This is a genomic window from Microbacterium sp. ZXX196, assembly GCF_009709595.1.
GTDB lineage: Bacteria > Actinomycetota > Actinomycetes > Actinomycetales > Microbacteriaceae > Microbacterium > Microbacterium excoecariae.
On the sequence record NZ_WMEE01000019.1, the window covers coordinates 1 to 21,577 of the forward strand.

Sequence of the window (21,577 nt, forward strand, 5' to 3'; positions counted from 1 at the left end):
CCGTGCGAGACGACGGCGGCGGCGAGGGGCCCGAGGTGGGTGGATCCGACGCCGTCGTTGATGTTCATGCCGTCGGGGCCCGCGCCGCGGGCGAGCAACAGGATCCGTGCCGCCTCGGGGATCGCGCCCGCGGCCTCGGCCAGGCGAGCTGCGTCGTCGGCGCGGCCGCCCCGCAGCGCGAGCCGGGCGCGCGCGAGCGAGGCCGGGCCCGCCCACGCCGCGTTCCAGGCGGCCTTCGCGTAGGAGCGGTCGGCGCGCGGGGCGTCGCCCTGACGCTCGGCGATCAGGCCCGAGAGGTAGGACGCCTCCCCGTCGCGCGGGTTGAGGTTGCGGCGCGTCTGCCGCGCGAGCGCCGCGTCGACGAGCGCCCGCGCCGCGTCGTCCTCGCCCCGCGCGAGCCGCCGCCACGCGAGCGCCGTGGCCGCGCGCTGATCCCCCGGATCCCGCGCGAGCGCCTCCTCGAGGTACCGCTCGGGCGAGCGGCTCGGGTGCCGGTACTGCTCGAGGTGCGTCGCCGTGACGACGAGCTCGTCGCCCCCGGCGATCTCGCCCGGCTCGGGCGGCGCCGTCGCGACCCAGGGCTCCGGCGGATCCGCGCGCCGCTCGGCCCAGCGCCCGAGCACCCGGCCGCCGTGGCTGACCCGAACCTCGAGCCCCTCCTCGCCGCCGTCGACGCCCGTCGCGAACGCCCGGTCGGGCGAGAGGTCCGCGCGCCACGAGGCGATGACCTCGCCCGCCCGGAGCGCCTCGATCGAGGCGCCCTCGAACCGGCGCGCGGCGAGGATCCGGATCCCCGTGCCGCCTCCCTCGGCCGCGACGGCGATCGCCGCGTCGCGCGTCGCCTCGCGCGCGGGCCCGGTGCCGTGCAGCGGAATCCAGGCCTGCGTGAAGCGCTTCGTCTCGCCCGGCAGCAACCACGCGAAGTCCGGCTGGTTGTCGGTGTACACGCCCGCCATGAGCTCGACGTACGGGCCGTCGGTGTCGGTCAGCTGCGCGTCCCACGCCCGCCCAATCGCGCCGTCGCCCCACGTCCACTGCTTCTTCCCCGGCGAGATGGCGGGGTCGGCGACGTGCACGAACCCGGCGTCGCGGTCGTGGTCGTAGCCGCCGAAGAAGCCGCCGTCGGTGTCGGTGATCATGTACGACGTGGGCACCGGGATGTTGCTGTAGATGTCGATGCGGTCGGCCCCCGGGCGCTCGGCGGCGAGGGCGGGGTAGTCGACGCCGTAGTACGGGCGGTCGGCGCGGGGGAACGCCGTGATCGCCCGGCGCGCGTGGTCCGCGACGAAGGCGACGTCGTCGGGGAAGAACGACTGGTAGTTCTCGTGCGAACGGGCCGCGACGTTCGCCCACCACAGGAAGGTCTGCGGCTGGGAGGTGCGGTTGTGCAGGATCGCCTCGACCTCGACGGCGGACGACCCGGGCTCAAGCCGCACCCCGTGCGTCCCGTGCAGGCGCTGGAGCGGATCCAGGTCGCTGTGCCACACGACGACGGAACCGCCGGGCTCGCGCTCGATGCGCGTCTGGACGGGGAGGAAGGTGCCGGGCCGGTGGTGCTGCGGCCAGTTGAACTCGATGCCGCCCGAGATCCACGGGCCCGCGAGGCCGACGAGGGCCGGCTTGATGACGTTGTTGCGGTAGAGGAAGTCGTAGCCGGCGACCTTGTCGTAGCCGATGTGGATGCGCCCGCCGATCTCCGGCAGGAGCATGAGGCGCACGTACGCGTTCTCGAGGTGGATCGCCTCCCACGCGCGCGGGCGCTTCTCGTGCGCCACGGAGTCGATCATCGGCAGCGGGTACACCCGCCCGCTCGAGCCCTGGTACACGCGGCGGTCCAGGAACAGGGGGTACGGATCCGGCTCCCCCGGCTCGTACGTGTCGATCTCGACCGGCTCGGTCCAGCAGGCGACGCCGCCCGCGGACAGGATCGCGGCCTGGTCGGCCGGGGCTTCGGGGAGGTGGATGGCGCTCGGGGGCGGTGTCGTCGTGCTCACGGGGGCGACGCTACGGGCCGGTGCGGGGGCGGATCCATGGGCGAAGCGCGCTGACGCCTGGACGATTCGACGGATCCGCGTGCGACGATGGGCGCATGACGCGCGTCGACGGGTTCCACCGCCAGCGGCTCTGCGTGCTGCCCCGGCCGCTCGTGGCGGCGGCGCTCGAGCGCCCCGTCACGCGGCGCCTCGTCGTGACCGACGCCGGGGTGTTCCCGCGGGCCGCGGGCCACGTCAGGCGGCGGCCGCGCGGGGCGGCCGAGGCCATTGTCATCGTGTGCGCCGCGGGCTCGGGGTGGGTCGAGGAGGCGGGCGTGCGCACGCGGGTGGGGCGCGGGTCCGCCGTCGTCCTGCCGGGCGGCGTGCCGCACGCCTACGGGGCGGACGAGACCGACCCCTGGACGATCTGGTGGTGTCACGCGCGCGGGTCGGACCTCGTGGAGCTCACCGAGGCGACGGGCACGCGGCCCGGCCGCCGGGTGCTCCCGCTCTCGCGGGCCGAGCGCGCCACCGCGCTCATCGACGAGGCCGTTGGCGCCCTGCAGGCCGGCGTGACGGCGCCGCACCTCGCGGCCGCCGCCGGCGCCGCCTGGCACCTGTTCGCGCTCCTCGCGGCCGACGGCGCCCTCCCCCGCGAGGGGACGCCCGTGGAGCGGGCGCTGCGCTACCTCGAGGAGCGGGTGGACGGATCCGTGCGCGTCGCCGAGCTCGCGAGCCTCGTCGGCGTCTCGCCCTCGCACCTGTCCGCCCAGTTCCGGGAGGCGACCGGCGGCGGCATCACCGCCCACCACAACGCGCTCAAGATGGCGCACGCCCGGACCCTGCTCGACACGACCGACCTGCCCGTGGCCGAGGTCGCGCGGCGGGTCGGCCGCGACGACCCGTTCTACTTCTCGCGGCAGTTCGCCCGCGCGCACGGGGTGAGCCCCAGCGCGTACCGCGCCGAGCGCAAGGGCTGACCTGGCCGGAACGCCGCGCGGCCTGGACGATCCGCGGATCCCTCGCGCCGGCGCGCCCCGCGCCCCGTAGCGTCGGCGTAATGAGTGGATCCGCTCCCCTGTGCATTCGCCCACCCCGCGCCGCCGACGCCGCGCCCGCCCCGCTCGACATGGGCGGGGCGGGGATCGCCGTCCGGCAGACGCACCTCGAGCGCGACGGGCGGCCGTGGTTCCCTGTCATGGGCGAGTACCACTTCAGCCGCGACCGGCCGGAGAACTGGCGCGCGGAGCTCGCGAAGATGCGCGCGGGCGGCGTGAGCGTCGTCGCGACCTACGCGCTGTGGATCCTCCACGAGCAGGTGCGCGGCGAGGTGCGCTTCGACGGGCCGCGGGACCTCCGGCGCTTCGTCGACACGGCGCGCGAGGTGGGCCTCGACGTCGTCCTCCGCGTCGGCCCGTGGGCGCACGGCGAGACCCGCAACGGCGGCTTCCCGGATTGGGTGCAGGCGCTGCCGGTCGCCCACCGCACGAACGACCCCGCCTATCTCGAGCTCGTGCGCGGCTGGTTCGCGGCGCTCGCGGGCGAGCTCCGGGGCCTCGCGTGGGGCGACCCGATCGTCGGCGTGCAGGTCGACAACGAGCTCTACGACCAGCCGGGCCACCTCGCGACGCTCCGCCGGATGGCGGAGGAGGCGGGCATCGCCGCCCCGCTCTGGACGGCGACCGGGTGGGGCGGGGCGCAGCTGCCGGCGCGCGCCGTGCTGCCGGTGTACGCCGGCTACTCCGACGGGTTCTGGGAGGAGGCGGAGACCGGCTGGCCCGCCTTCGGCCGCACGCACTTCGCCTTCAGCGCGATCCGCGACGACCTCACGGTCGGCGCCGACGTGCGCGCGGGGCTCGGCGCCGCGGCGGCGCACGGTTCCGCCGCCGGGCCCGAGCCGCATCCCTGGCCCTTCGCGACGTGCGAGCTGGGCGGCGGCATGACCGTCGCGTACCACCGGCGCCCCCTCGTGGATCCGGAGGACGTCGCCGCGCTCGCCCTCGCGAAGCTGGGGAGCGGATCCGCCTGGCAGGGCTTCTACATGTTTCACGGCGGCCGGCACCCGATCGGGCGCACCACGACGCAGGAGTCGCAGGCGACCGGTTACCCCAACGACGTGCCCGTGACCGACTACGACTTCTTCGCCCCCATCGGGTCCGAGGGCCAGCTCCGGCCGCACTTCCACGCCCTGCGCGCGCAGCACCTCGCCCTCGCGCAGTATGGCGCCGACCTCGCGCCGCTGCCGGCGGTGATCCCCGCGGATCCGCGGATCCGCGCCGCGCTGCGCGGCGACGACCGCGGCGGCTGGCTGTTCCTCGGAAACCACCAGCCGGCCGCCGAGCCGCTCCTGGGTGTGCCGGGCGCGCAGGTGCGCGTCGAGCTCGCAGGCGGCGCCGTAACGCTCCCGTCCCGGCCCGTGGACCTCCCCGCGGGCGCGACGGCGTGGTGGCCCGTGCGGCGCCTCATCGGCGGGATCCGCCTGTCGGCGACGGCGCAGGCCCTCACGGAGGTGGCGGGGCCGGACGGCCCCGTCGTCTTCCTCGGCGCCACGGCGGGCGTGCCCGTCGAGCTCCACGTCGACGCGACCGACGCCCGGCGCGTCCGCGGCGCCGCCGTCCGTGACCGGGGCGCGGATGGCGCGGTCGTCCTCACCCCGGACACGGAACCCGGCCCGGGGTGCGAGGTGGGGATCGGCGAGACGACGTTCGTCGTCCTCGACCCGGCGAGCGCCGCCGCGCTCTGGCGCGGCGAGGTCGCCGGTCGCGACACCGCGATCCTGTGGGAGGGATCCGCGTGGTTCGACGGCGGGCTGCACGTCGTCGCCCCCGCGGCCGACGCGACCCTTCTCGCGTGGCCGCCGCTCGGCGACCTGCCCGCGGAGCCGGGCGGCTCTTCCGTCCTGGCCCGGCACGCGATCGCGGCGGATCCGCGCGCGGTGACGCCGATCGCGACCCCGCGATTTTCGCCCGTCACCGCGCCGGTGCGCGCGGGCGGCAGCGCCGGGCGGCTGTCCGCGCCCACCGACGAGGACTTCGAGGCGCTCGTCCCCGCGCGCCTGGAGATCCCCGACGACGTGTTCGACGGCGCGGACCGCGCGCTCCTCCGGCTCGAGTGGACGGGCGACGCGATCCGCCTGACGGCCGGCGGCGCCCTCCTCGCCGACCAGTTCTGGTCGGGCAGGCCGCTCGAGGTCGACCTCGCGCCGCACCGCGCGGCGATCGCCCGGCACGGCCTCGAGGCGCGCGCGTTCGCGTGGGACCCCTTCACCCGCGTGCACGTGGATCCGCGGGTCCGCCCGCGCGCGGACGCGCCCGTGCTCGAGGTGACCCGGGCCGAGGTACGCAGCGAGCGGATCCGCGTGCTCCGATGACGCGCGCCGCCTTTCGCGGGGCGCCGCGCGCTGTCAGGATGAGCGCATGACCGCCATCGCGAACGCGAAAGTGACCATCGTCGGCGCGGGGGCGGTGGGGTCCGCGACCGCGTACGCCACCCTCATCCGCGGCGCCGCGCGCAACGTCGTGCTGTACGACATCAACGCGGCGCGCGTGACCGCGGAGGCCCTCGACCTCGCGCACGGCGCGATGTTCACGGGGTCGAGCGCGGTGATCGGCACGAGCGACATCGCCGACACGGCCGGCTCGCACGTCATCATCGTCACCGCCGGCGCCGCGCAGAAGCCCGGCCAGACGCGCCTCGAACTCATCGAGACGAACGCGCGGATCTTCCAGACGATGATCCCCGAGCTCGTCGAGGCCTCCCCCGAGGCGATCGTCATCATCGTGACGAACCCCTGCGATGTGCTGACGACGCTCGCGGTCGAGCAGACCGGCGCGGATCCGGCCCGCATGTTCGCGTCCGGGTGCGTGCTCGACACCTCGCGCCTGCGGTGGCTGCTCGCGGAGCGCGCGGGGGTCGCGACGACCTCGGTGCACGCCTACATCGCGGGCGAGCACGGCGACACGGAGTTCCCGCTCTGGTCCACCGCCCGCATCGGGCCCGTTCCGCTCCTCGAGTGGACCCGCGACGGCCGGCGCGTGTTCTCCGCCGAGGAGCTCGACGGCCTCGCGCACGAGGTGCGCACGGCGGCCTACCGGATCATCGAGGGCAAGGGCGCCACGAACTACGCGATCGGGCTCTCGGCGACGCGTATCGCCGAGGCGGTCCTCCGCGACGAGAACGCGATCCTGCCCGTGTCGACCGTGCTCGGATCCGTGCAGGGCATCGACGGCGTGGCGATGTCCGTGCCGTGCGTCGTGGGCCGCGGCGGGGCGACGCCGATCGCCGAGACCGAGATGTCGGCGGGCGAGCTCGAGCTCTTCCGCGCCTCGGCCGAGACGCTCCGCGGCACGGCGGACCGGATCCGCGGGTAGCGCCCCGGCCCGGCGACGCGGCCCGCTCAGAACGCCGGCACGTCCTCCAGCGCCGGCGCGCGGTGGGCGCGCACGTCTTCCAGCGCCGCGCGCAGCTTGCCCGAGCGGTCGTCGATCACCCGCGCGTAGCCGAGGCGGGTGGCCTCGGCGCGGCGCTGGCTCGCCTGCGTGACGGGCCGCACCTCGCCCGCGAGCGACAGCTCGCCGGCGGCCGCGATGTCGCGCGGGACGGCCCACTGGCGCAGCGACCCCGCGACGGCGATCGCGATCGCGAGGTCGGCGGCGGGCTCGGTGAAGGTGACCCCGCCGACCGTGGAGACGTAGACGTCCATGTCGCTCGTCTTGATGCCCGCGCGCCGCTCGAGCACCGCGAGCACCATCGCGACGCGGCTCGAGTCGACGCCGTGGACGATCCGCCGCGGGTTCGGCGCCCCCGTCGGGATCGTCAGCGCCTGCACCTCGACCGGCAGCGCGCGCTTGCCCTCGAGCGCGATGCCCACGCAGGTGCCGGGCTCCGGGTCGCCCTGCGAGAGGAACAGGCCCGACGGATCCGGCACCTCCTGGATCCCGTCCCCCGCCATCTCGAAGCAGCCGACCTCGTCGGTCGGGCCGAAGCGGTTCTTCAGCGCGCGCACGAACCGGAGCGCCGTCTGCCGGTCGCCCTCGAAGTGGCACACGACGTCGACGAGGTGCTCGAGCACGCGCGGGCCGGCCACCTGCCCGTCCTTCGTGACGTGGCCGACGAGGATGATCGGCAGCCCCCGGTCCTTCGCGACGCGGATGAGCGTAGAGGCGACCTCGCGCACCTGGCCGGGCATGCCCGCCGCGCCGTCCTGCATGCTCGAGGCGACGGTCTGGACGGAGTCGACGATGACGAGCTCGGGCTGGACCGCATCGATGTGGCCGAGCACGGTCGCGAGGTCGACCTCGCTCGCGAGGAACAACTCGTCGTGCAGGGCGCCCGTGCGCTCGGCCCGCAGCCGCACCTGCGCGACCGACTCCTCCGCGCTGACGTAGAGGACGCGCCGCCCCTCGCGCGCCGAGCGGGCGGCGACCTCGAGCAGGAGGGTCGACTTGCCCACCCCGGGCTCGCCCGACAGGAGCACGGCCGCGCCCGGCACGATGCCGCCGCCGAGCACGCGGTCGAACTCGCCGACGCCGCTCGGCCGCCGCGGCGCCTCGCTGGTCTCGACCTGCGTGATGGGGCGGGCCGCGGCAGTCGGCGCGAGCGACTGCACCCCGCGCGCGGCCACGCCCTGGCGCTGCCCCTGCTCGACGACCGTGCCCCACTGCTGACACTCGCCGCAGCGGCCCACCCACTTGGGTGTCGTCCACCCGCATTCGGAGCAGACGAACGCGGGTGCCGGGGGTCGCTTGGAGGCCATGATCCCAGGCTAGATCGGACCACCGACATCGGCGCTCGCCGGGCCCGCCGACGTCGGACGCCCGGCGTAGCGTGGGTGTCGTGACCCACCCGAACCGCGTGCTCTGGATCGCGATCCTCGCCTCGTTCGTGTCGTTCCTCGACGGCACGATCGTCAACGTCGCGCTCCCCGCGATCGACCGCGAGCTCGGCGGCGGCCTGGCGACGCAGCAGTGGGTCGTCGACGGCTATCTCATCACCCTCGGCGCGCTCATGCTCGTCGCCGGTTCCGTGAGCGACGCGTTCGGCCGCGCCCTCGTGCTGCGGGTCGGGCTCGTGGGCTTCGGCGTCGCGTCGGTCGCGATCGCGGCGGCCCCGGATCCGGCGTTCCTCGTCGCCGCCCGCCTCCTGCAGGGCGCCGCGGGCGCGTTCCTCGTGCCGAGCTCGCTCGCGCTGATCACCTCCACCTTCTCCGGCGCCGCGCAGGCGCGCGCGATCGGCACGTGGACGTCGATGACCACCGGCGCGATGGTCGCGGGGCCCGTCATCGGCGGCGCGCTCGTCGACCTCGCCAGCTGGCGATGGGCGTTCCTCCTCAACGTCGTCCCGATCGCCGTAACCCTCTGGCTGTGCCGCGGGCTGCGCGATCCGGAGCGCGCGCCCGGCGCCCGGGTCGACCTCCTCGCCGCGGGGCTGTGCGTCGCGGGCCTCGGCGGCGTCGTGTTCGCGCTCATCGAGCAGCCCCGGCTCGGGTGGGCGAGCCCCGCGACGATCGCGCCGCTCGCGGGCGGTGCGGCGCTGTTCGCACTGTTCCTCGTGCGGCAGCGCTCCGCGCAGCACCCGATCCTGCCGCTCGACCTCTTCCGCGCCCGCAACTTCTGGGCGGGCAACCTCGCGACGGTCTTCGTCTACGCCGCCCTCGCGCTCAACGGCTTCGTCGTCGCGATCTACCTGCAGCAGGGCGCCGGGCTCACGGCGACCGCGGCGGGGCTCGCGAGCCTGCCCATCACGCTCCTCATGATCCTCCTCAGCTCGCGCGCCGGGGCGCTCGCGGGGAAGTGGGGCGCGCGCGCGTTCATGACGGCGGGTCCGCTCCTCATGGCGGCCGGATCCCTGCTGCTGCTCACCGTCGCCCCCGACTTCCACTACGCCGGGCAGGTCCTGCCGTCGATGCTCGTGTTCGGCCTCGGCCTGTCGCTCACGGTCGCGCCACTCACCTCGACCGTGCTCGGCGCGATCGCGCCCGAGCGCAGCGGCATCGCGAGCGCCGTCAACAACGCGATCTCCCGCGTCGCGGGCCTCATCGCGGTCGCGGCGATCGGCTCGATCGTGGGCGGCTCGCTCGACCTCGACGGCTTCCACCGCTCCGCCGTGGTCGTAGCGGCGCTGCTCGCCGCCGGCGGCCTCGTGTCGTGGGCGGGGATCCGCACGCCGCGCCCCGCGCCCGAGCCCGCCTGACGAGGCCGCGCGCCGCTCGAGCGTGTCTCCCTCGCGGAGCCGCACCGAGCACGGGCCCGGGTGCGTGCATCGCGGGGCGGACGCGGACAACGCCGCGAGGCGCGTGATCGGGCCCTGCGCAGGAGGCGATCAGGAGTGCGCCGCGCCCTGGCCGACATCGCCGTCGACGTAGACCCAGCGCCCGCCGCGGCGGGCGAAGCGCGAGTGCTCGCGGAGCTCGCCGGGCCCGCCCGCGTCGACGTAGCGCGCCGTGAAGTCGACCGTTCCCACCTCGCCGTCGACGGCGGATCCGTGCACGGTCAGGCCGGTCCACGACAGGCTCGGATCGGCGGACAGGTCCGCGGGGCGCGTGCGCGGGTGCCACGAGCGGGCGAGGAAGAACACATCGCCGGTCGCGAAGGCGGAGTACCGCGCGCGCATGAGCTCCTCGGGCGTCTCCGCGTGTCGCTTTCCGGCGTGCAGCGGGCCGCAGCACGCGGCGTAGCTCGCGGATCCGCAGGGGCAGGGATCCGCCATCACGCCTCGAGCGCGGCGAGGAGGTCGGCGGGCGAGGCCTGCATGGCGTGCGGGCCCGCGATGTCGAGGAAGACGGTCGTGATCGTGTCGCGGTACTCGGTGAGGAACGCGCGCAGCCAGGCCGGCGAGTACACGCCGACGCCGGGCGGCAGGTTCTGCGGCTTGTTGCGGGCGTCGCTGAACAGCAGCAGCGCGACGTCGCCCGAGGCCGGGTCGCGGTACGTCCACACCTCGCCGCCGTCGAGCGGGTTGTCGCGGGGGCCGGGCTTGATAAGCGGCACCACCGTGTTGCCGTTGCGGAGGGCGAGGGCGACGGCCGCCATGTCCTGCTTCTCGAGCGCCTGCGCGAGCGCCTCGGAACGGAACTGCTTCGGGTCGGCGGCCACGGACTTCTTGCGCGGGGAGGCCATGGCTCCAGGGTACGCGGTGCCCCCGCCCGCGCACGAAACCGCGGTCAGTACAGGAGGAAGCTCGTCGACTGCGACATGACCTCTCCGAGGCGCACGGTCAGGGCGTAGGTCGCGCCGCCGCCGACCGCGGCCGGCCGGTCCTCCGCGTCGCACGTGTCGGTCGCCGAGCGGGTCCGGTCCCACGTGATCGGCGACGTGGACGACACGGTCTGCCCGGCCGCGAGCGTGACCCACTGGTCCGCGGATCCGCTCTGGCAATCGGTCGAGCGCCACCAGGTGTCAGACCCGCTGACGATCTCGAAGCGCTGCTGGCTCGTGCCGACGTTCAAGACGCAGTCGACGGATCCGACGTTCGTCAGCTCGAGCGAGATCTGCGGGTTCTCGCCCGCGGCGTAGGACTCCTGGTCCGTGACCGCGGACACCTGCAGCGCGCCGTTCGCGCACTCCTCGGGCTCGTCCTCGGCGGACGGGGTCGCGGCGGGCTCGGCCTCCTCCGTGGGCAGGAGCGTCGGGACCGGATCCGGCACCTCCTCGACGGCGGACGTGTCGGACGAGAGGAACGGGAGGTTCTGCCACGGCTGCGCGGCGACGAGCCAGCGGATCCCGAACACGAGCCCCACGACGACGCCCGCGAGCAGGACGAGCGCGAGCGCCCCGACGACGAGGCGTCGGCGCCGGTACACGGCTCTCGAGGGCCTGCGCGGCCGCGGGTTCTCGCTCACGTCGAAATGCTAAGCCGCGATCGTCACGCGAGGCGCTTGAGCATGCGGGTGTTGCCCAATGTGTTGGGCTTGACGTGCGCGAGGTCGAGGAACTCGGCGATGCCCTCGTCGGGGCTGCGCACGAGCTGCGAGTACACGTCGGGCGAGACGACCTGCTCGCCGATCTCGGCGAAGCCGCGGCGCTCGAAGAACGCCGTCTCGAAGGTGAGGCAGAACAGGCGGGTCAGCCCGAGCTCGCGCGCGTTGACCTCGAGCGCCTCGACGATGGCGCGGCCGACGCCGCGGTGCAACCAGCCGTCGGCGACGAGGAGGGTGCGGACCTCGCCGAGGTCCTCCCACATCACGTGCAGCGCGCCGCAGCCAATGACCTCGTCGCGCTCGTCGACGGCGACGAGGAACTCCTGCGTCGCCTCGTAGAGGACGACGAGGTCCTTGCCGAGGAGAATCCGCCGCATCACGTACGGCTGCAGCATGCGGTGCACGGCCTCCATGTCGGCGGCTCGCGCGGGGCGCACGCTGAAGTTCGTCATCGACGTCAGGGTATTCCCCCTGCCTGGCCGCCGCCTCGGAGCGACGCGCGGTCGGTCAGCGGCGCGCGCGGCGGCGGATCCGCACGACGGCCCAGACGACCGCGGCGACGACGGCCGCCGCCGCGAGCCACGGGACGAGGAAGCCCACGGCGATCACGAGCCCGTTGAGGAACCCAACGAAGCCGTTCCAGCCGGCGAGGAGGCCGTCGGTGAAGCCGCCCGGATCCGCGGATCCCGCCGGCTGCTCCCGCACGAGGTCGACGTACAGGGTCGCCATGTCGACCTGCCCCTCGAGCTGCTCCAGCTGCCCGCGGTAGGCCTCGAGCTCGGCCTGGCGCTCCGCCAGCGCGCGCTCGGCGTCGAGCAGATCGGACACGCTCTCGGCCTGCGCCATCAGCTCGGTCAGCCGGTCGACGGACGCCTCGGACGCCTCGATCCGCGCCGCGAGGTCGATCGCCTGGTCCGTGACGTCGTCCTGCGAGACGGAGGTCGCCGTCACCTCGCCGAGCTCCGCGAGGTCGGCGCGCGCGGCGTCGAGCGAGGCCGCGGGGATCCGGAGCGAGGCCCACCCCGTGCTGGCGTCCTGCTGCGGCTCCGGCAGCGCCGGATCCGCGCTCGAGACCCCGAGCGACTCGACGTACCCGTCGTACTCGGCGGCGAGGTCCGCGAGGTCGTCCGCCGCGCGGGCGACGTCCAGCACGACGACGGTGGCCGACGCGGTGCGGATGATCTCGCGCTCGGCCACCGCGGCGCCCTCCTCCGTCGCCCCATCCGCGTCCGTCGCGAGCCCCTCACCCGGGAGCGCCTCCGTGTCGCCGAGCATCTCCGCCTCGCCCGCGTACCCGGTCCCGGGCGCGATCGCCTCGTCGGCGGTGCTCTGGCCCGCGGGCGGGGACACGAGAGGGACGATCGCGACGGCGGCGACGACGACGGCCGCGGCCGCGATGCCCGCGCCGGCCCATCGCCGCCGGCGCGTGCGCGCGGTGCGGGTGGCGCGGATCCGGTCAAAGGTCGCCGTCTCCATCGCCCGCACCCGGTCGTCGGATACCGGCGGCAGGGTCACGTCGTCCATCACGATTCCTCTCTCGTCGCGGCGCGCAGCCGCGTGCGGATCCGCGAGAGCCGGTTGCGCACGGCCCCCTGCGTGATCCCCAGTTCTGCGGCGGCCGCGGCGTACGCGTAGCCGGCCGTGACGCACAGCGCGAAGATGCGCCGATCGGTCTCGCCGAGCCCGTCGACCTCGCGGGCGATCCGCTCGGCGAGGTCGGCCGCGATGACCTGGTCGGCGACGTCGACGGTGTCGGGCTCGCGGTCGTCCGCGGCGCCGGCGAGGTGGGCGCGCTCGGTGCGGCGGGAGCGGATCCGGTTCGCCGCCGTCTTGCGGCAGATCGTCGCGAGCCACGGCAGGGCCGAGGGGCCCCTCAGCTCGACCTCGCGCAGGCGCCGCCACGCGACGACGAAGGTCTCCTGGACGACGTCCTCGGCGTCGGCGGCGTCGCCGAGGAGGCCGTGCGCCACCCAGTACACGGGGCGGGCGTAGGCGCGGAACAGGTCGCGGAAGGCCGCATCGTCGCCGCGCGCGGCGCGCGTGAGGAGCGCCTGGTCGCCGGTGTCGTGGGTCATGGGTCCGCCCGTCGTCGGGTGAGCATTCGTGTCTCACCCTGAGAGTGTCGCGACAGCGGCGATCGTCTCGCCCCGGCGCGGATCCGTGACCAACCCGTGACCTGCGCGCCCGCCCCGGACACGCGAAATGCCCCACCGCGCACGGTGGGGCATTTCGGTCGGGGATTACTCGCCGAAGGCGGTGATCTCCGGGGTGGCGGGGATGTCGCCGCCGGTGTTCACACCGACGGAGAGCTTCTCGCCGCGGGGCTCGTTGTGGAAGGTGAACTTCTTGTCCTCGACGTCCACCTTGATGTGGTGGCCCGACTCGAGCTGGCCCGAGAGCATCGACTCGCTGAGGCGATCCTCGATCTCGCGCTGCATGGCGCGGCGGAGCGGGCGGGCACCGAGCGACGGGTCGAACCCGATGTCGATGAGGCGCTCCTTGGCGGCCTGCGTCAGCTCGATCGACATGTCGCGGTCGAGCAGGCGCTCGCCGAGGCGCTTCGTGAACAGGTCGACGATCTGCAGCAGCTCGGGCTTGGTCAGCTGCGGGAAGACGATGATGTCGTCCACGCGGTTGAGGAACTCGGGCTTGAAGTGCCGCTTGAGCTCTTCGTCGACCTTGCCCTTCATGCGCTCGTAGGTCGTCTGCTGGTTGCCCTCGACCTGGAACCCGACGGGGCCGCCCGCGATCGCGGAGGATCCGAGGTTGGTCGTCATGATGATGACCGTGTTCTTGAAGTCGACGATGCGGCCCTGACCGTCGGTCAGGCGACCCTCCTCGAGGATCTGCAACAGCGAGTTGAAGATGTCGGGGTGGGCCTTCTCGATCTCGTCGAAGAGGACGACGGAGAACGGCTTGCGGCGCACCTTCTCGGTGAGCTGGCCGCCCTCCTCGAACCCGACGAACCCGGGAGGGGCTCCGAACAGGCGCGAGACGGTGTGCTTCTCGCCGAACTCCGACATGTCGAGGGAGATCAGGGCGTCCTCGTCGTCGAAGAGGAACTCGGCGAGGGCCTTGGCGAGCTCGGTCTTTCCGACGCCGGTGGGGCCGGCGAAGATGAACGACCCCGAGGGGCGCTTCGGATCCTTCAGACCGGCGCGCTGGCGGCGGATCGTCTTGGAGAGGGCCGCGATGGCCTCCTCCTGACCGATGACGCGCTCGTGCAGCGCCTTCTCCATGAAGACGAGGCGGCTCGTCTCCTCCTCCGTGAGCTTGAATACGGGGATGCCGGTGGCCTGCGCGAGGACCTCGGCGATCAGGCCCTCGTCGACGACGGCCTTCGCCTCGACCTCGCCCGAGCGCCACTGCTTCTCGAGGCGGAGGCGCTCGCCCAGGAGCGCCTTCTCCTCGTCGCGGAGCGCGGCGGCCTTCTCGAAGTCCTGCTCCTCGGAGGCAATCTCCTTCTGCTCGCGGACCTTGGCGATCTTCTCGTCGAACTCGCGCAGCTCGGGCGGGCTCGAGAGGATCGACAGGCGCAGGCGGGCGCCGGCCTCATCGATCAGGTCGATGGCCTTGTCGGGCAGGAAGCGGTCCTGGATGTAGCGGTCGGCGAGGTTCGCGGCCGACACGATCGCGCCGTCCGTGATCTGCACCTTGTGGAACGCCTCGTAGTGGTCGCGGAGGCCCTTGAGGATGTTGATCGCGTGCGGCAGCGAGGGCTCGTTGACCTGGATCGGCTGGAAGCGGCGCTCGAGGGCCGCGTCCTTCTCGAAGTGCTTGCGGTACTCGTCGAGCGTCGTGGCGCCGATCGTCTGCAGCTCGCCGCGCGCGAGGAGCGGCTTGAGGATGCTGGCGGCGTCGATCGCGCCCTCGGCGGCGCCCGCGCCGACGAGGGTGTGGATCTCGTCGATGAAGACGATGATGTCGCCGCGCGTCCGGATCTCCTTGGTGACCTTCTTCAGGCGCTCCTCGAAGTCGCCGCGGTAGCGGGATCCGGCGATGAGCGAGCCGAGGTCGAGCGAGTAGACCTGCTTGTCCTTGAGCGTCTCGGGCACGTCGCCCTTGACGATCGCCTGCGCGAGGCCCTCGACGACGGCGGTCTTGCCGACGCCGGGCTCGCCGATGAGGACGGGGTTGTTCTTGGAGCGGCGGGAGAGGATCTGCATGACCCGCTCGATCTCCTTCTCGCGCCCGATCACGGGGTCGAGCTTGGCGTCGCGCGCGGCCTGCGTGAGGTTGCGGCCGAACTGGTCGAGGACCTGCGAGCCGCCCTTCGCGGATCCCTCGCTCTGCTCCTGCCCCGTGGGCGCGACGCCGACGGGCTCCTTGCCCTGGTAGCCGCTGAGGAGCTGGATGACCTGCTGGCGCACCTTGTTGAGGTCGGCGCCGAGCTTGACGAGCACCTGCGCGGCGACGCCCTCGCCCTCGCGGATGAGACCGAGGAGGATGTGCTCGGTGCCGATGTAGTTGTGGCCGAGCTGCAGCGCCTCGCGCAGGGACAGCTCGAGCACCTTCTTCGCGCGCGGCGTGAAGGGGATGTGGCCGGTGGGCTGCTGCTGGCCCTGGCCGATGATGTCCTGCACCTGCTCGCGCACGGCGTCGAGCGAGATGTCGAGCGACTCGAGCGCCTTGGCGGCAACGCCCTCGCCCTCGTGGATCAGCCCGAGCAGAATGTGCTCGGTGCCGATGTAGTTGTGGTTGAGCATCTTCGCCTCTTCTTGGGCGAGCACAACCACACGACGGGCACGGTCGGTGAACCTCTCGAACATGACACTCCTCCGGGCACTGGGGCCATTCGGTGACGCGATGACTCGCGACGTGGTTCCACGGTAGTCACCGCCACCGACACCGGGAGCCGTGTTCGCCGTGGGCATATCCGGCCGCTCCCGGGCGCGAGCCGGGCGCCGTGGTACGGGCGGATCCGCGGGGCGCGACGTCCGCGCTCAGGACGCGCGACCGAGCGACTCCAGGCGGCCGCGACCGTCGCGCCGCCACACCGTGCCCTGCGCATCCGTGAACTCGAGCGCCGTCACCGTCCACCCGGGGTTGTTCATGACGGGCTTCGGCGGCACGGCAAGGTCGGACACCAGCTCGGGGAAGGACCAGCCGCGCTCCTGCTCTTCGACGTAGAACTCGCCGGGCGGCAACACCGCAATGCGAAGGGGCCGCAGCGCGACCGGATCCTCGCGGGCCTTCTGCGCGTAAGAGCTCTCGACCGTCACCTCGAATGCGGGCGCGGGCGCCAGATTCCGTACGATCAGCCCGCGCGCACTACGTCGGTCCGCCCCGGAGTCCTTGCGGCGCGACGCGCACCACGCGGAGATGAGGGCCGCCTGCTCACGCTCCTCACGGCGCTGATCGGCGCGATAGCTGCGCACGGAGAAGACCGCGGCGATCGCGGCCGCGGCCAGAGCCCCCACCGACGACAGCCCGGCAATGCCGTCGCCGATCGCGGCGAAGACGCTCAAGACGTTCCACATATATCCCCCGCCGGCCCACGCTATCGCCCGTCAACGGTGGGGTCGAGCACGCGAACGTTCGCAACAACGCTCGCCGTCACGGACATACCCGCCTGCGATACTCAGCGTGTGCACTTGTGCTACATCGATGACTCCGGAGATTCACGCCACGGCGTTGTCCTTACCGCGCTCATCATCGAAGAGACCGCGTGGTCCCGAAATCTCCAGGCCTGGCTCGAAGGGCGCCGCGCCATTCACCGGGAGTTCGGCGTTCCGAAGACGAGAGAGCTGCACGCCAACAAGCTCTACAAGGGGCGTGGCTCGTTCTGCGAAACGAAGGAGCAGGAGCGACGATTCGGTGATGCTCAACGCGCGGCGGCCGGGAGAATTATGCTCAGTCATCTCTCCCGCGAAGAGTCCACGGTGATTTCCATCGGCGCGCCTGAACGGTCCTCCACCGTCGTGTACGCCAAGTTGATCGCGGCACTCGAAGAATGGGCTGCCGCACTCGACACCCGACTGATGTTGTTCTACGACGGGCAACAGGGCGTTCTTGACGAGGGCGCATCGCTCGAGCACCAGCGCGAAGCGTGGGAACGAGCCATACGGTCGGCGGCGCCTTATCGCAACGCGCACCGTGACCTCGACCTCACAACGCGGAGGGTCGTGGAGGACGTCATCATGCAGGACAGCCGGTATAGCCAATTCATTCAGGCGGCGGACCTTCTGGCCTATGGCGCCTACCAAAAGCATCTCCAGAACCATCCGGAAATCTGGGGCGCCGACCGCTCGTCGACTGCGTCCGGTGATGCCATCCGCGCCTACATGCGCATGGGCGCTCATTGGCTCCCCGAGAGCGATTACGGCCTCGTCTGGCTCGAATAACGCAAGAACCCCCAGCAGGAATGCCAGGGGTTCGCGAAGTGCAAGACCCCTTGGGTGGTCTCGGAGACCACATGGGACCTTGCGGAACAATGTTACCTCTGAACCGCGGAGCGGGGCAATCCCCCGCCAGCCCACGCTAGCGCCCGTCGCGGGGCGCCGCCCTACCGCGCGCAGAACTCCTCGAACGCGGCGAGGAACGTCTGCTCGTCGACGACGGGGACGCCGTAGGCGGCGGCCTTCTTCGCCTTCGTCGACTGGGTCGCGGGGTCGGCCGCGACGACGACCGCGGTGCGCTTGGTGACGCCGCCCGTCTCCAGGCCGGCGGCCGCGACGAGATACGCCCACTCCTCGCGGTCGCGGTCGAGCGCGCCCGTGAACACGACGCGACTGCCCGGCTCGAGGCGGATCCGGGCGGGCCGGGCCGCGGGCGCGGCGGGCGGATCCGCCGGCACCGGCAGGTCGAGAACGGCGGCGATCTGCGCGAGCTCGGCGCGCTCCGACTCCGTGACGACGCCGTCCGCGCCGGCCTCCGCGACGGCGGCGGCGAGGTAGTCGGCGTGGAGGCGGCGGCGGTCGGCCGGGTCGATGCGCGCCGCCTCGGCGATCGCGTCGAGGCGCCAGTGCTCGTCGACGGAGATGACGCCGTCATCGAGCACGCGCTCGACGAGGTCGAGGTAGACCGCGGCGCCCTCGTCGGCGAGCGGAGCGGGGACCGAGACGCGCTTCCAGACGGGAGGCTCGGGATCCGCGGCGGCGGCGCGCTGGCCGCCGCGCGCCTTCCCGGGGGTCCGCTGCTGCCGCGGGCGGGCGGCCGCGCCGCCGCCGAGGCGGCCGGCGGCGACGTGCGAGCGCCACTCGGCCTCGTGGCCGACGCGGCGGTCGAGCGCGGCGAGCACCCGGCTCGTGGCGCGGGCGTCGTCGAGGGCGGCGTGCGCGGATCCGATCTCGATCTCGAGCAGGCTGCACACGTCGGCGAGCTTGGCGGCGCCGAACGCGCGCCGCGACCACAGCATCGTGCACAGCGCCTTGAACTCGTCGTCGATCGTGTGGCCCTGCCCGGCGAGCTCGGCGCGCAGGAACCGCACGTCGAACGCCTGGTTGTGCGCGACGAGGGTGCGCCCGTCGAGCAGCTCGGTCACGCCGGTCGCGACGTCGCCGAACAGCGGCGCGTCGACGACGTCGCTCGCGCGGATCCCGTGCACGTGCGTCGCGCCCACGTCACGCTGCGGGTTCACGAGGGTGCCCCACTCGTGCTCGATCTCGCCCGCGTCGTCGACGAGGACGACGCCGATCTCGACGATGCGATCGCCGCGCTTCGGCGAGAATCCGGTGGTCTCGAGGTCGAGAACGGCGTACGGCATGGCGGGCCTTCCGGGGAATTGAGTGCGGGCGCGACCAGTATGCCGGATGGGTCCGACACGGCTCGCGTCAGCGGAGCAGGTGGCCGAGGTGCTGCGCGAGGATCGGGAGGATCCGCTTGCCGCACGCGCGATACTCCGCCATGAGGTCGATGGGGCTCCCGTCGCCGACGATGAGCCACCCCTCGTGCGACACGAGAGCGAGGGGCGTCAGAGCGTGGTCCCGATCACCCTTGGCGATGACCCAGAGCCCACCCCGGGCTTCGCCGTCGCTGGCAACCGTCATCTTGCGTAGAGGCACGGGCGGCGCGTAGGGAAACCGCTCCACGAGTTCCCGTGTGTCAGACCAGATCGCGCGCGCGTCCCAGACGGAGCGGTCGTCCTGCTGAAGACGCAACACCGCGGCGATCACGCGGTAGGCGATGCCCTCGGGCGTCGAGGCGGGGCGCGGGTGCGGCGCGGCGACCCCGACCAGCTTTTCGAGTCGTGTGACGGCGGCGTGCGGGTTCTCCTGCGCGAGCGCCCACACCCAGGAGAAGCGCCCCGGCTTCGTCGCGCCAGCCGGGAAGGCGAGCACGCCCCCAGTTCGATTCAGCGAGAGATGCCCGCGCCCGCCCGGCCACTCGAGCACGAGCTCGTCGCAGATCCCGCCGAAGTGTCGTTCCCACAGCTTTACCTCGGGGTGCCGCAGCACGAGCTCGCTCGCAATCCACCACGATTCCGCGATCACGCGTCCCCCGGAGGGGACGAGCTTCTTCTCGGTCACGACGCGCTCGCGATCCGCTCCACGGCCGCGCGGAGGAAGCCCTGCGGCGCGAACTCCGGGAGCGTGGCCCGCACGTCCTCCCACGCCCGGTCGAGCGGGACGCCGCGGTGCCGCGCGCCGTACAGGGCAGCGACCGCCGAGGTGCGGCTGCGGGCCTCGGCGCAGTGGACGAACACGCGGCGCCCCTCGGCGCGCAGCGCGGCGATGGCATCGACGGCGCCGGCGAGCACGAGGTCGAGGTTCGCGTTGCGCCCCTCGCGGTCGATGAGCCACACCTGCACGCTCTCGGCGCCGGCGGGCACCTGATCCGTCCCGACGCGGCAGAGCGAGACGACCGCGTCGACGTCGGCGGGCAGCCGGTCGAGGGCGGCGATGGATCCGACGAGCACGCCGTCGTCGTGCGGGTGAGTGTAGAGGTGGTCGCCCGGGTAGACGCGCTGACGCGGCGCGGTCGGCCAGCCCTCGCTGTCGGCGCGGCCGCCGTTCACTGCGAGCACCGCGAGCCGCGTGAGGTCGTTCGCGCGCAGGTCGGGCCAGCCGTGCAGGATCCGCTGCCAGGACAGCGGCACCGCGGATCCGCCGTGCAGGGCGCCCGCGAGGGCTCCGGCGATCGCCGCGACCGTGTCGGTGTCGTTGCCGCCGCGGACGGCGCGCTCGAGGGCGTCGACGAGGGAGGCGGATCCCGCAATCGCCGCGAGCGCCGCCTGGAGCGCCGCGACGACCCAGCCGTTCTGCGCCGCGAAGTCGCGGGGGTGGGCGCCGGCGGCGAGTGCCTCGTCGATGAGCGCCGCCCAGCGCGCGCGGCGATCGGGGGCGAGGAAGGCGACCTGGCCGCGGACGTCGAGCTCGCCCGTGAGAATGGCGTGGCGTATCGCGAGGCACCAGATCGCGCAGGCGTCGGCGTTGTCCTGCTCGAAGTGCGTCAGCGCGGCGATGCGGCCGGCGACCCGGGCGAGGTCGGCGGGGTCGCGGTCGAGGTAGCCGAGGGCGACGGGGCCGGTGCGCATGAGGGCTCCGTTGCCGCCGCTGCGGCCCGTCGCGCGGTGCGCGGCCTGGGCGGCCTGGCGGGCCTCCTCCTCGGTCGGACGGTCTCCGAAGCTCGACAGCACACCGCGGGTCTGGATGCCGACGTCGAGGGAGGTCTTCGCCCACTCGTGCCAGGCGCCGGCGACGGATCCGAGGACGCCCGCGTCCTCCAGCGAGGACCCCGCGGCGAGCGCCTGCAGCAGGGGCATCGCCATGGAGGTGTCGTCCGTCCATTCCCCCACCGCGTGGCCGAAACGGCCGCGGCCGAAGGCGACGGGCGCGTCGTCGGCGAGCGCGCCGCCGAACTCGTACTGCGACCCAAGCGCGTCGCCCGCCGCCGAGGCGAGCACGGCGCCTGCGGCCCGATCCATCTGAAGGCTCGAAAGCTGCATGGTGTGCTCCTGTCCGGCGTCGCCGCCTTTAAATCAAATTCGCGCTAATTGGCGATGTGTCGATCATGCCCCACGCTCGCCCTTTTGCGCAAGTCTGCGTAAAATCTTTCTCGTGACGGATCCCGAGAACGACCTCCTGGCATACCCGCGCCCCTCCGTGGCGGTGGACACGGCCGTGCTGACCCTCGACGAGGGGGTGCTCGCGGCGGCGCTCGTGGGGCCGGATCCGCGCCTCCCCGGCACCTTCGTCCACCCGGGCGAGACGCTCGCGCGGGCGGCGCTGCGCGCGCTCAGCGCGAAGGCCGGCATCGAAGGCCTGGATCCGCAGCAGCTGCACGTGTTCGACGCCCCGGATCGCGACGACCGCGGCTGGGTCATGGCCGTCGCCCACCTCGACGTCGTGCCGGCCGAGCGCCTGCGCGCGGCGCGCGTGCGCCTGCATCCGGTCGCCGACCTGCCGCCCCTCCCCTTCGACCACGCGGAGATCGTCGCCTATGCGGTCACGGCGCTGCGGCGCGAGTACCAGGCGGCACCGGATCCGCGGGGCCTCGTTCCCGAGCCCTTCACGCTCCGCGCGCTCCGCGCGGCGCACGAGGGCGTCGCGGGCCGGCGCCTGCAGCCCGACACCTTTCGCCGCGCGATGCTCCCCCACCTCGAGCCGACGGGCGAGGTCGAGCGCGCGGGGAGGGGACGGCCGGCGGAGCTGTTTCGGCGGGGGCGGGGCTAGGGCGTGTCTGACAAATAGTTCGGTGGCGTGCTGGGAGGCTGTGGTCGTGTCGCGGTTTCAGATGCTCTCGGATG

The 21,577-nt window shown here is 73.4% G+C and carries 18 protein-coding genes and 1 pseudogene; 6 read left to right on the forward strand and 13 right to left on the reverse strand.

What is annotated here, in order from left to right:
* Positions 1 to 929: 929 nt before the first annotated feature.
* A pseudogene (locus GJQ66_RS14800) lies at positions 930 to 1,787 on the reverse strand (DUF5107 domain-containing protein); the annotation flags it as partial.
* A gap of 302 nt (positions 1,788 to 2,089) precedes the next feature.
* On the opposite strand from GJQ66_RS14800, the gene GJQ66_RS11730 reads away from it, so the two are divergent.
* From GJQ66_RS11730 to GJQ66_RS11740, 3 genes are all read left to right on the forward strand, one after another.
* Positions 2,090 to 2,953 carry an AraC family transcriptional regulator gene (locus GJQ66_RS11730; RefSeq protein ID WP_155049552.1) on the forward strand — a complete coding sequence of 288 codons (864 nt, stop codon included), beginning with the start codon at positions 2,090 to 2,092 and terminating at the stop codon, positions 2,951 to 2,953.
* Between the two features lie 80 nt (positions 2,954 to 3,033).
* Positions 3,034 to 5,343, forward strand: coding sequence for a beta-galactosidase (locus GJQ66_RS11735; protein WP_155049553.1), 2,310 nt, complete (start codon positions 3,034 to 3,036; stop codon positions 5,341 to 5,343).
* 46 nt (positions 5,344 to 5,389) lie between these two features.
* On the forward strand, positions 5,390 to 6,343 hold the full coding sequence (locus GJQ66_RS11740; protein WP_155049554.1) for an L-lactate dehydrogenase: 954 nt from the start codon (positions 5,390 to 5,392) through the stop codon (positions 6,341 to 6,343).
* A 26-nt stretch (positions 6,344 to 6,369) separates the two neighbouring features.
* Here GJQ66_RS11740 and radA read toward each other — a convergent pair whose 3' ends face one another.
* Positions 6,370 to 7,728: a DNA repair protein RadA gene (gene radA, locus GJQ66_RS11745; RefSeq protein ID WP_155049555.1), complete on the reverse strand. Its 1,359-nt coding sequence runs from the start codon at positions 7,726 to 7,728 to the stop codon at positions 6,370 to 6,372.
* 80 nt (positions 7,729 to 7,808) lie between these two features.
* On the opposite strand from radA, the gene GJQ66_RS11750 reads away from it, so the two are divergent.
* Positions 7,809 to 9,164 carry an MFS transporter gene (locus tag GJQ66_RS11750; protein WP_368732923.1) on the forward strand — a complete coding sequence of 452 codons (1,356 nt, stop codon included), beginning with the start codon at positions 7,809 to 7,811 and terminating at the stop codon, positions 9,162 to 9,164.
* 129 nt (positions 9,165 to 9,293) lie between these two features.
* Here GJQ66_RS11750 and GJQ66_RS11755 read toward each other — a convergent pair whose 3' ends face one another.
* The 8 genes from GJQ66_RS11755 to GJQ66_RS11790 all read right to left on the reverse strand — a co-directional run bounded on the left by GJQ66_RS11755 (position 9,294) and on the right by GJQ66_RS11790 (position 16,358).
* Positions 9,294 to 9,680, reverse strand: coding sequence for a YchJ family protein (locus tag GJQ66_RS11755; protein ID WP_155049556.1), 387 nt, complete (start codon positions 9,678 to 9,680; stop codon positions 9,294 to 9,296).
* Positions 9,680 to 10,090 carry a dehydrogenase gene (locus tag GJQ66_RS11760; protein ID WP_155049557.1) on the reverse strand — a complete coding sequence of 137 codons (411 nt, stop codon included), beginning with the start codon at positions 10,088 to 10,090 and terminating at the stop codon, positions 9,680 to 9,682. Before GJQ66_RS11760 ends, GJQ66_RS11755 begins: the two co-directional genes overlap by 1 nt.
* Before the next feature lie 44 nt (positions 10,091 to 10,134).
* Positions 10,135 to 10,812: a hypothetical protein gene (locus GJQ66_RS11765; RefSeq protein ID WP_196215879.1), complete on the reverse strand. Its 678-nt coding sequence runs from the start codon at positions 10,810 to 10,812 to the stop codon at positions 10,135 to 10,137.
* A gap of 23 nt (positions 10,813 to 10,835) precedes the next feature.
* The gene (locus tag GJQ66_RS11770; protein WP_155049558.1) at positions 10,836 to 11,342 is read right to left on the reverse strand and encodes an amino-acid N-acetyltransferase; all 507 of its coding nucleotides are present in this window, start codon (positions 11,340 to 11,342) and stop codon (positions 10,836 to 10,838) included.
* 55 nt (positions 11,343 to 11,397) lie between these two features.
* Positions 11,398 to 12,414, reverse strand: coding sequence for a DUF4349 domain-containing protein (locus GJQ66_RS11775; RefSeq protein WP_155049559.1), 1,017 nt, complete (start codon positions 12,412 to 12,414; stop codon positions 11,398 to 11,400).
* Positions 12,414 to 12,965, reverse strand: coding sequence for an RNA polymerase sigma factor (locus GJQ66_RS11780; RefSeq protein WP_155049560.1), 552 nt, complete (start codon positions 12,963 to 12,965; stop codon positions 12,414 to 12,416). The genes GJQ66_RS11775 and GJQ66_RS11780 overlap by 1 nt, the downstream gene beginning before the upstream one ends.
* 165 nt (positions 12,966 to 13,130) lie before the next feature.
* Positions 13,131 to 15,659 carry an ATP-dependent Clp protease ATP-binding subunit gene (locus GJQ66_RS11785; protein WP_155049561.1) on the reverse strand — a complete coding sequence of 843 codons (2,529 nt, stop codon included), beginning with the start codon at positions 15,657 to 15,659 and terminating at the stop codon, positions 13,131 to 13,133.
* A 174-nt stretch (positions 15,660 to 15,833) separates the two neighbouring features.
* Entirely contained in the window at positions 15,834 to 16,358 is a 525-nt protein-coding gene (locus GJQ66_RS11790) for a hypothetical protein (RefSeq protein WP_155049562.1), read from the reverse strand.
* Positions 16,359 to 16,484: 126 nt separating this feature from the next.
* Between GJQ66_RS11790 and GJQ66_RS11795 the strand changes: the two genes are divergently transcribed.
* On the forward strand, positions 16,485 to 17,234 hold the full coding sequence (locus GJQ66_RS11795; RefSeq protein ID WP_155049563.1) for a DUF3800 domain-containing protein: 750 nt from the start codon (positions 16,485 to 16,487) through the stop codon (positions 17,232 to 17,234).
* Positions 17,235 to 17,395: 161 nt separating this feature from the next.
* Here GJQ66_RS11795 and GJQ66_RS11800 read toward each other — a convergent pair whose 3' ends face one another.
* The 3 genes from GJQ66_RS11800 to GJQ66_RS11810 form a co-directional block, all read right to left on the reverse strand.
* Complete coding sequence (locus GJQ66_RS11800) at positions 17,396 to 18,595, reverse strand: exonuclease domain-containing protein (RefSeq protein ID WP_155049564.1); 1,200 nt, start codon at positions 18,593 to 18,595, stop codon at positions 17,396 to 17,398.
* A gap of 67 nt (positions 18,596 to 18,662) precedes the next feature.
* Positions 18,663 to 19,358 (reverse strand): hypothetical protein, encoded by a 696-nt coding sequence (locus tag GJQ66_RS11805; protein ID WP_155049565.1) that lies wholly within the window; start codon positions 19,356 to 19,358, stop codon positions 18,663 to 18,665.
* Positions 19,355 to 20,776 (reverse strand): ADP-ribosylglycohydrolase family protein, encoded by a 1,422-nt coding sequence (locus tag GJQ66_RS11810; protein WP_155049566.1) that lies wholly within the window; start codon positions 20,774 to 20,776, stop codon positions 19,355 to 19,357. Before GJQ66_RS11810 ends, GJQ66_RS11805 begins: the two co-directional genes overlap by 4 nt.
* Before the next feature lie 112 nt (positions 20,777 to 20,888).
* Between GJQ66_RS11810 and GJQ66_RS11815 the strand changes: the two genes are divergently transcribed.
* Positions 20,889 to 21,503 (forward strand): NUDIX domain-containing protein, encoded by a 615-nt coding sequence (locus GJQ66_RS11815; RefSeq protein ID WP_368732924.1) that lies wholly within the window; start codon positions 20,889 to 20,891, stop codon positions 21,501 to 21,503.
* Positions 21,504 to 21,577 lie beyond the last annotated feature (74 nt).

Excerpts from the sequence above, each read along its gene's own strand:
- GJQ66_RS11730 (WP_155049552.1), top strand. The coding sequence starts at position 2,090 with ATGACGCGCGTCGACGGGTTCCACCGCCAGCGGCTCTGCGTGCTGCCC.
- GJQ66_RS11735 (WP_155049553.1), top strand. The coding sequence starts at position 3,034 with ATGAGTGGATCCGCTCCCCTGTGCATTCGCCCACCCCGCGCCGCCGAC.
- GJQ66_RS11740 (WP_155049554.1), top strand. The coding sequence starts at position 5,390 with ATGACCGCCATCGCGAACGCGAAAGTGACCATCGTCGGCGCGGGGGCG.
- radA (WP_155049555.1), bottom strand. The coding sequence starts at position 7,728 with ATGGCCTCCAAGCGACCCCCGGCACCCGCGTTCGTCTGCTCCGAATGC.
- GJQ66_RS11755 (WP_155049556.1), bottom strand. The coding sequence starts at position 9,680 with ATGGCGGATCCCTGCCCCTGCGGATCCGCGAGCTACGCCGCGTGCTGC.
- GJQ66_RS11760 (WP_155049557.1), bottom strand. The coding sequence starts at position 10,090 with ATGGCCTCCCCGCGCAAGAAGTCCGTGGCCGCCGACCCGAAGCAGTTC.
- GJQ66_RS11770 (WP_155049558.1), bottom strand. The coding sequence starts at position 11,342 with ATGACGAACTTCAGCGTGCGCCCCGCGCGAGCCGCCGACATGGAGGCC.
- GJQ66_RS11775 (WP_155049559.1), bottom strand. The coding sequence starts at position 12,414 with ATGGACGACGTGACCCTGCCGCCGGTATCCGACGACCGGGTGCGGGCG.
- GJQ66_RS11780 (WP_155049560.1), bottom strand. The coding sequence starts at position 12,965 with ATGACCCACGACACCGGCGACCAGGCGCTCCTCACGCGCGCCGCGCGC.
- GJQ66_RS11785 (WP_155049561.1), bottom strand. The coding sequence starts at position 15,659 with ATGTTCGAGAGGTTCACCGACCGTGCCCGTCGTGTGGTTGTGCTCGCC.
- GJQ66_RS11800 (WP_155049564.1), bottom strand. The coding sequence starts at position 18,595 with ATGCCGTACGCCGTTCTCGACCTCGAGACCACCGGATTCTCGCCGAAG.
- GJQ66_RS11810 (WP_155049566.1), bottom strand. The coding sequence starts at position 20,776 with ATGCAGCTTTCGAGCCTTCAGATGGATCGGGCCGCAGGCGCCGTGCTC.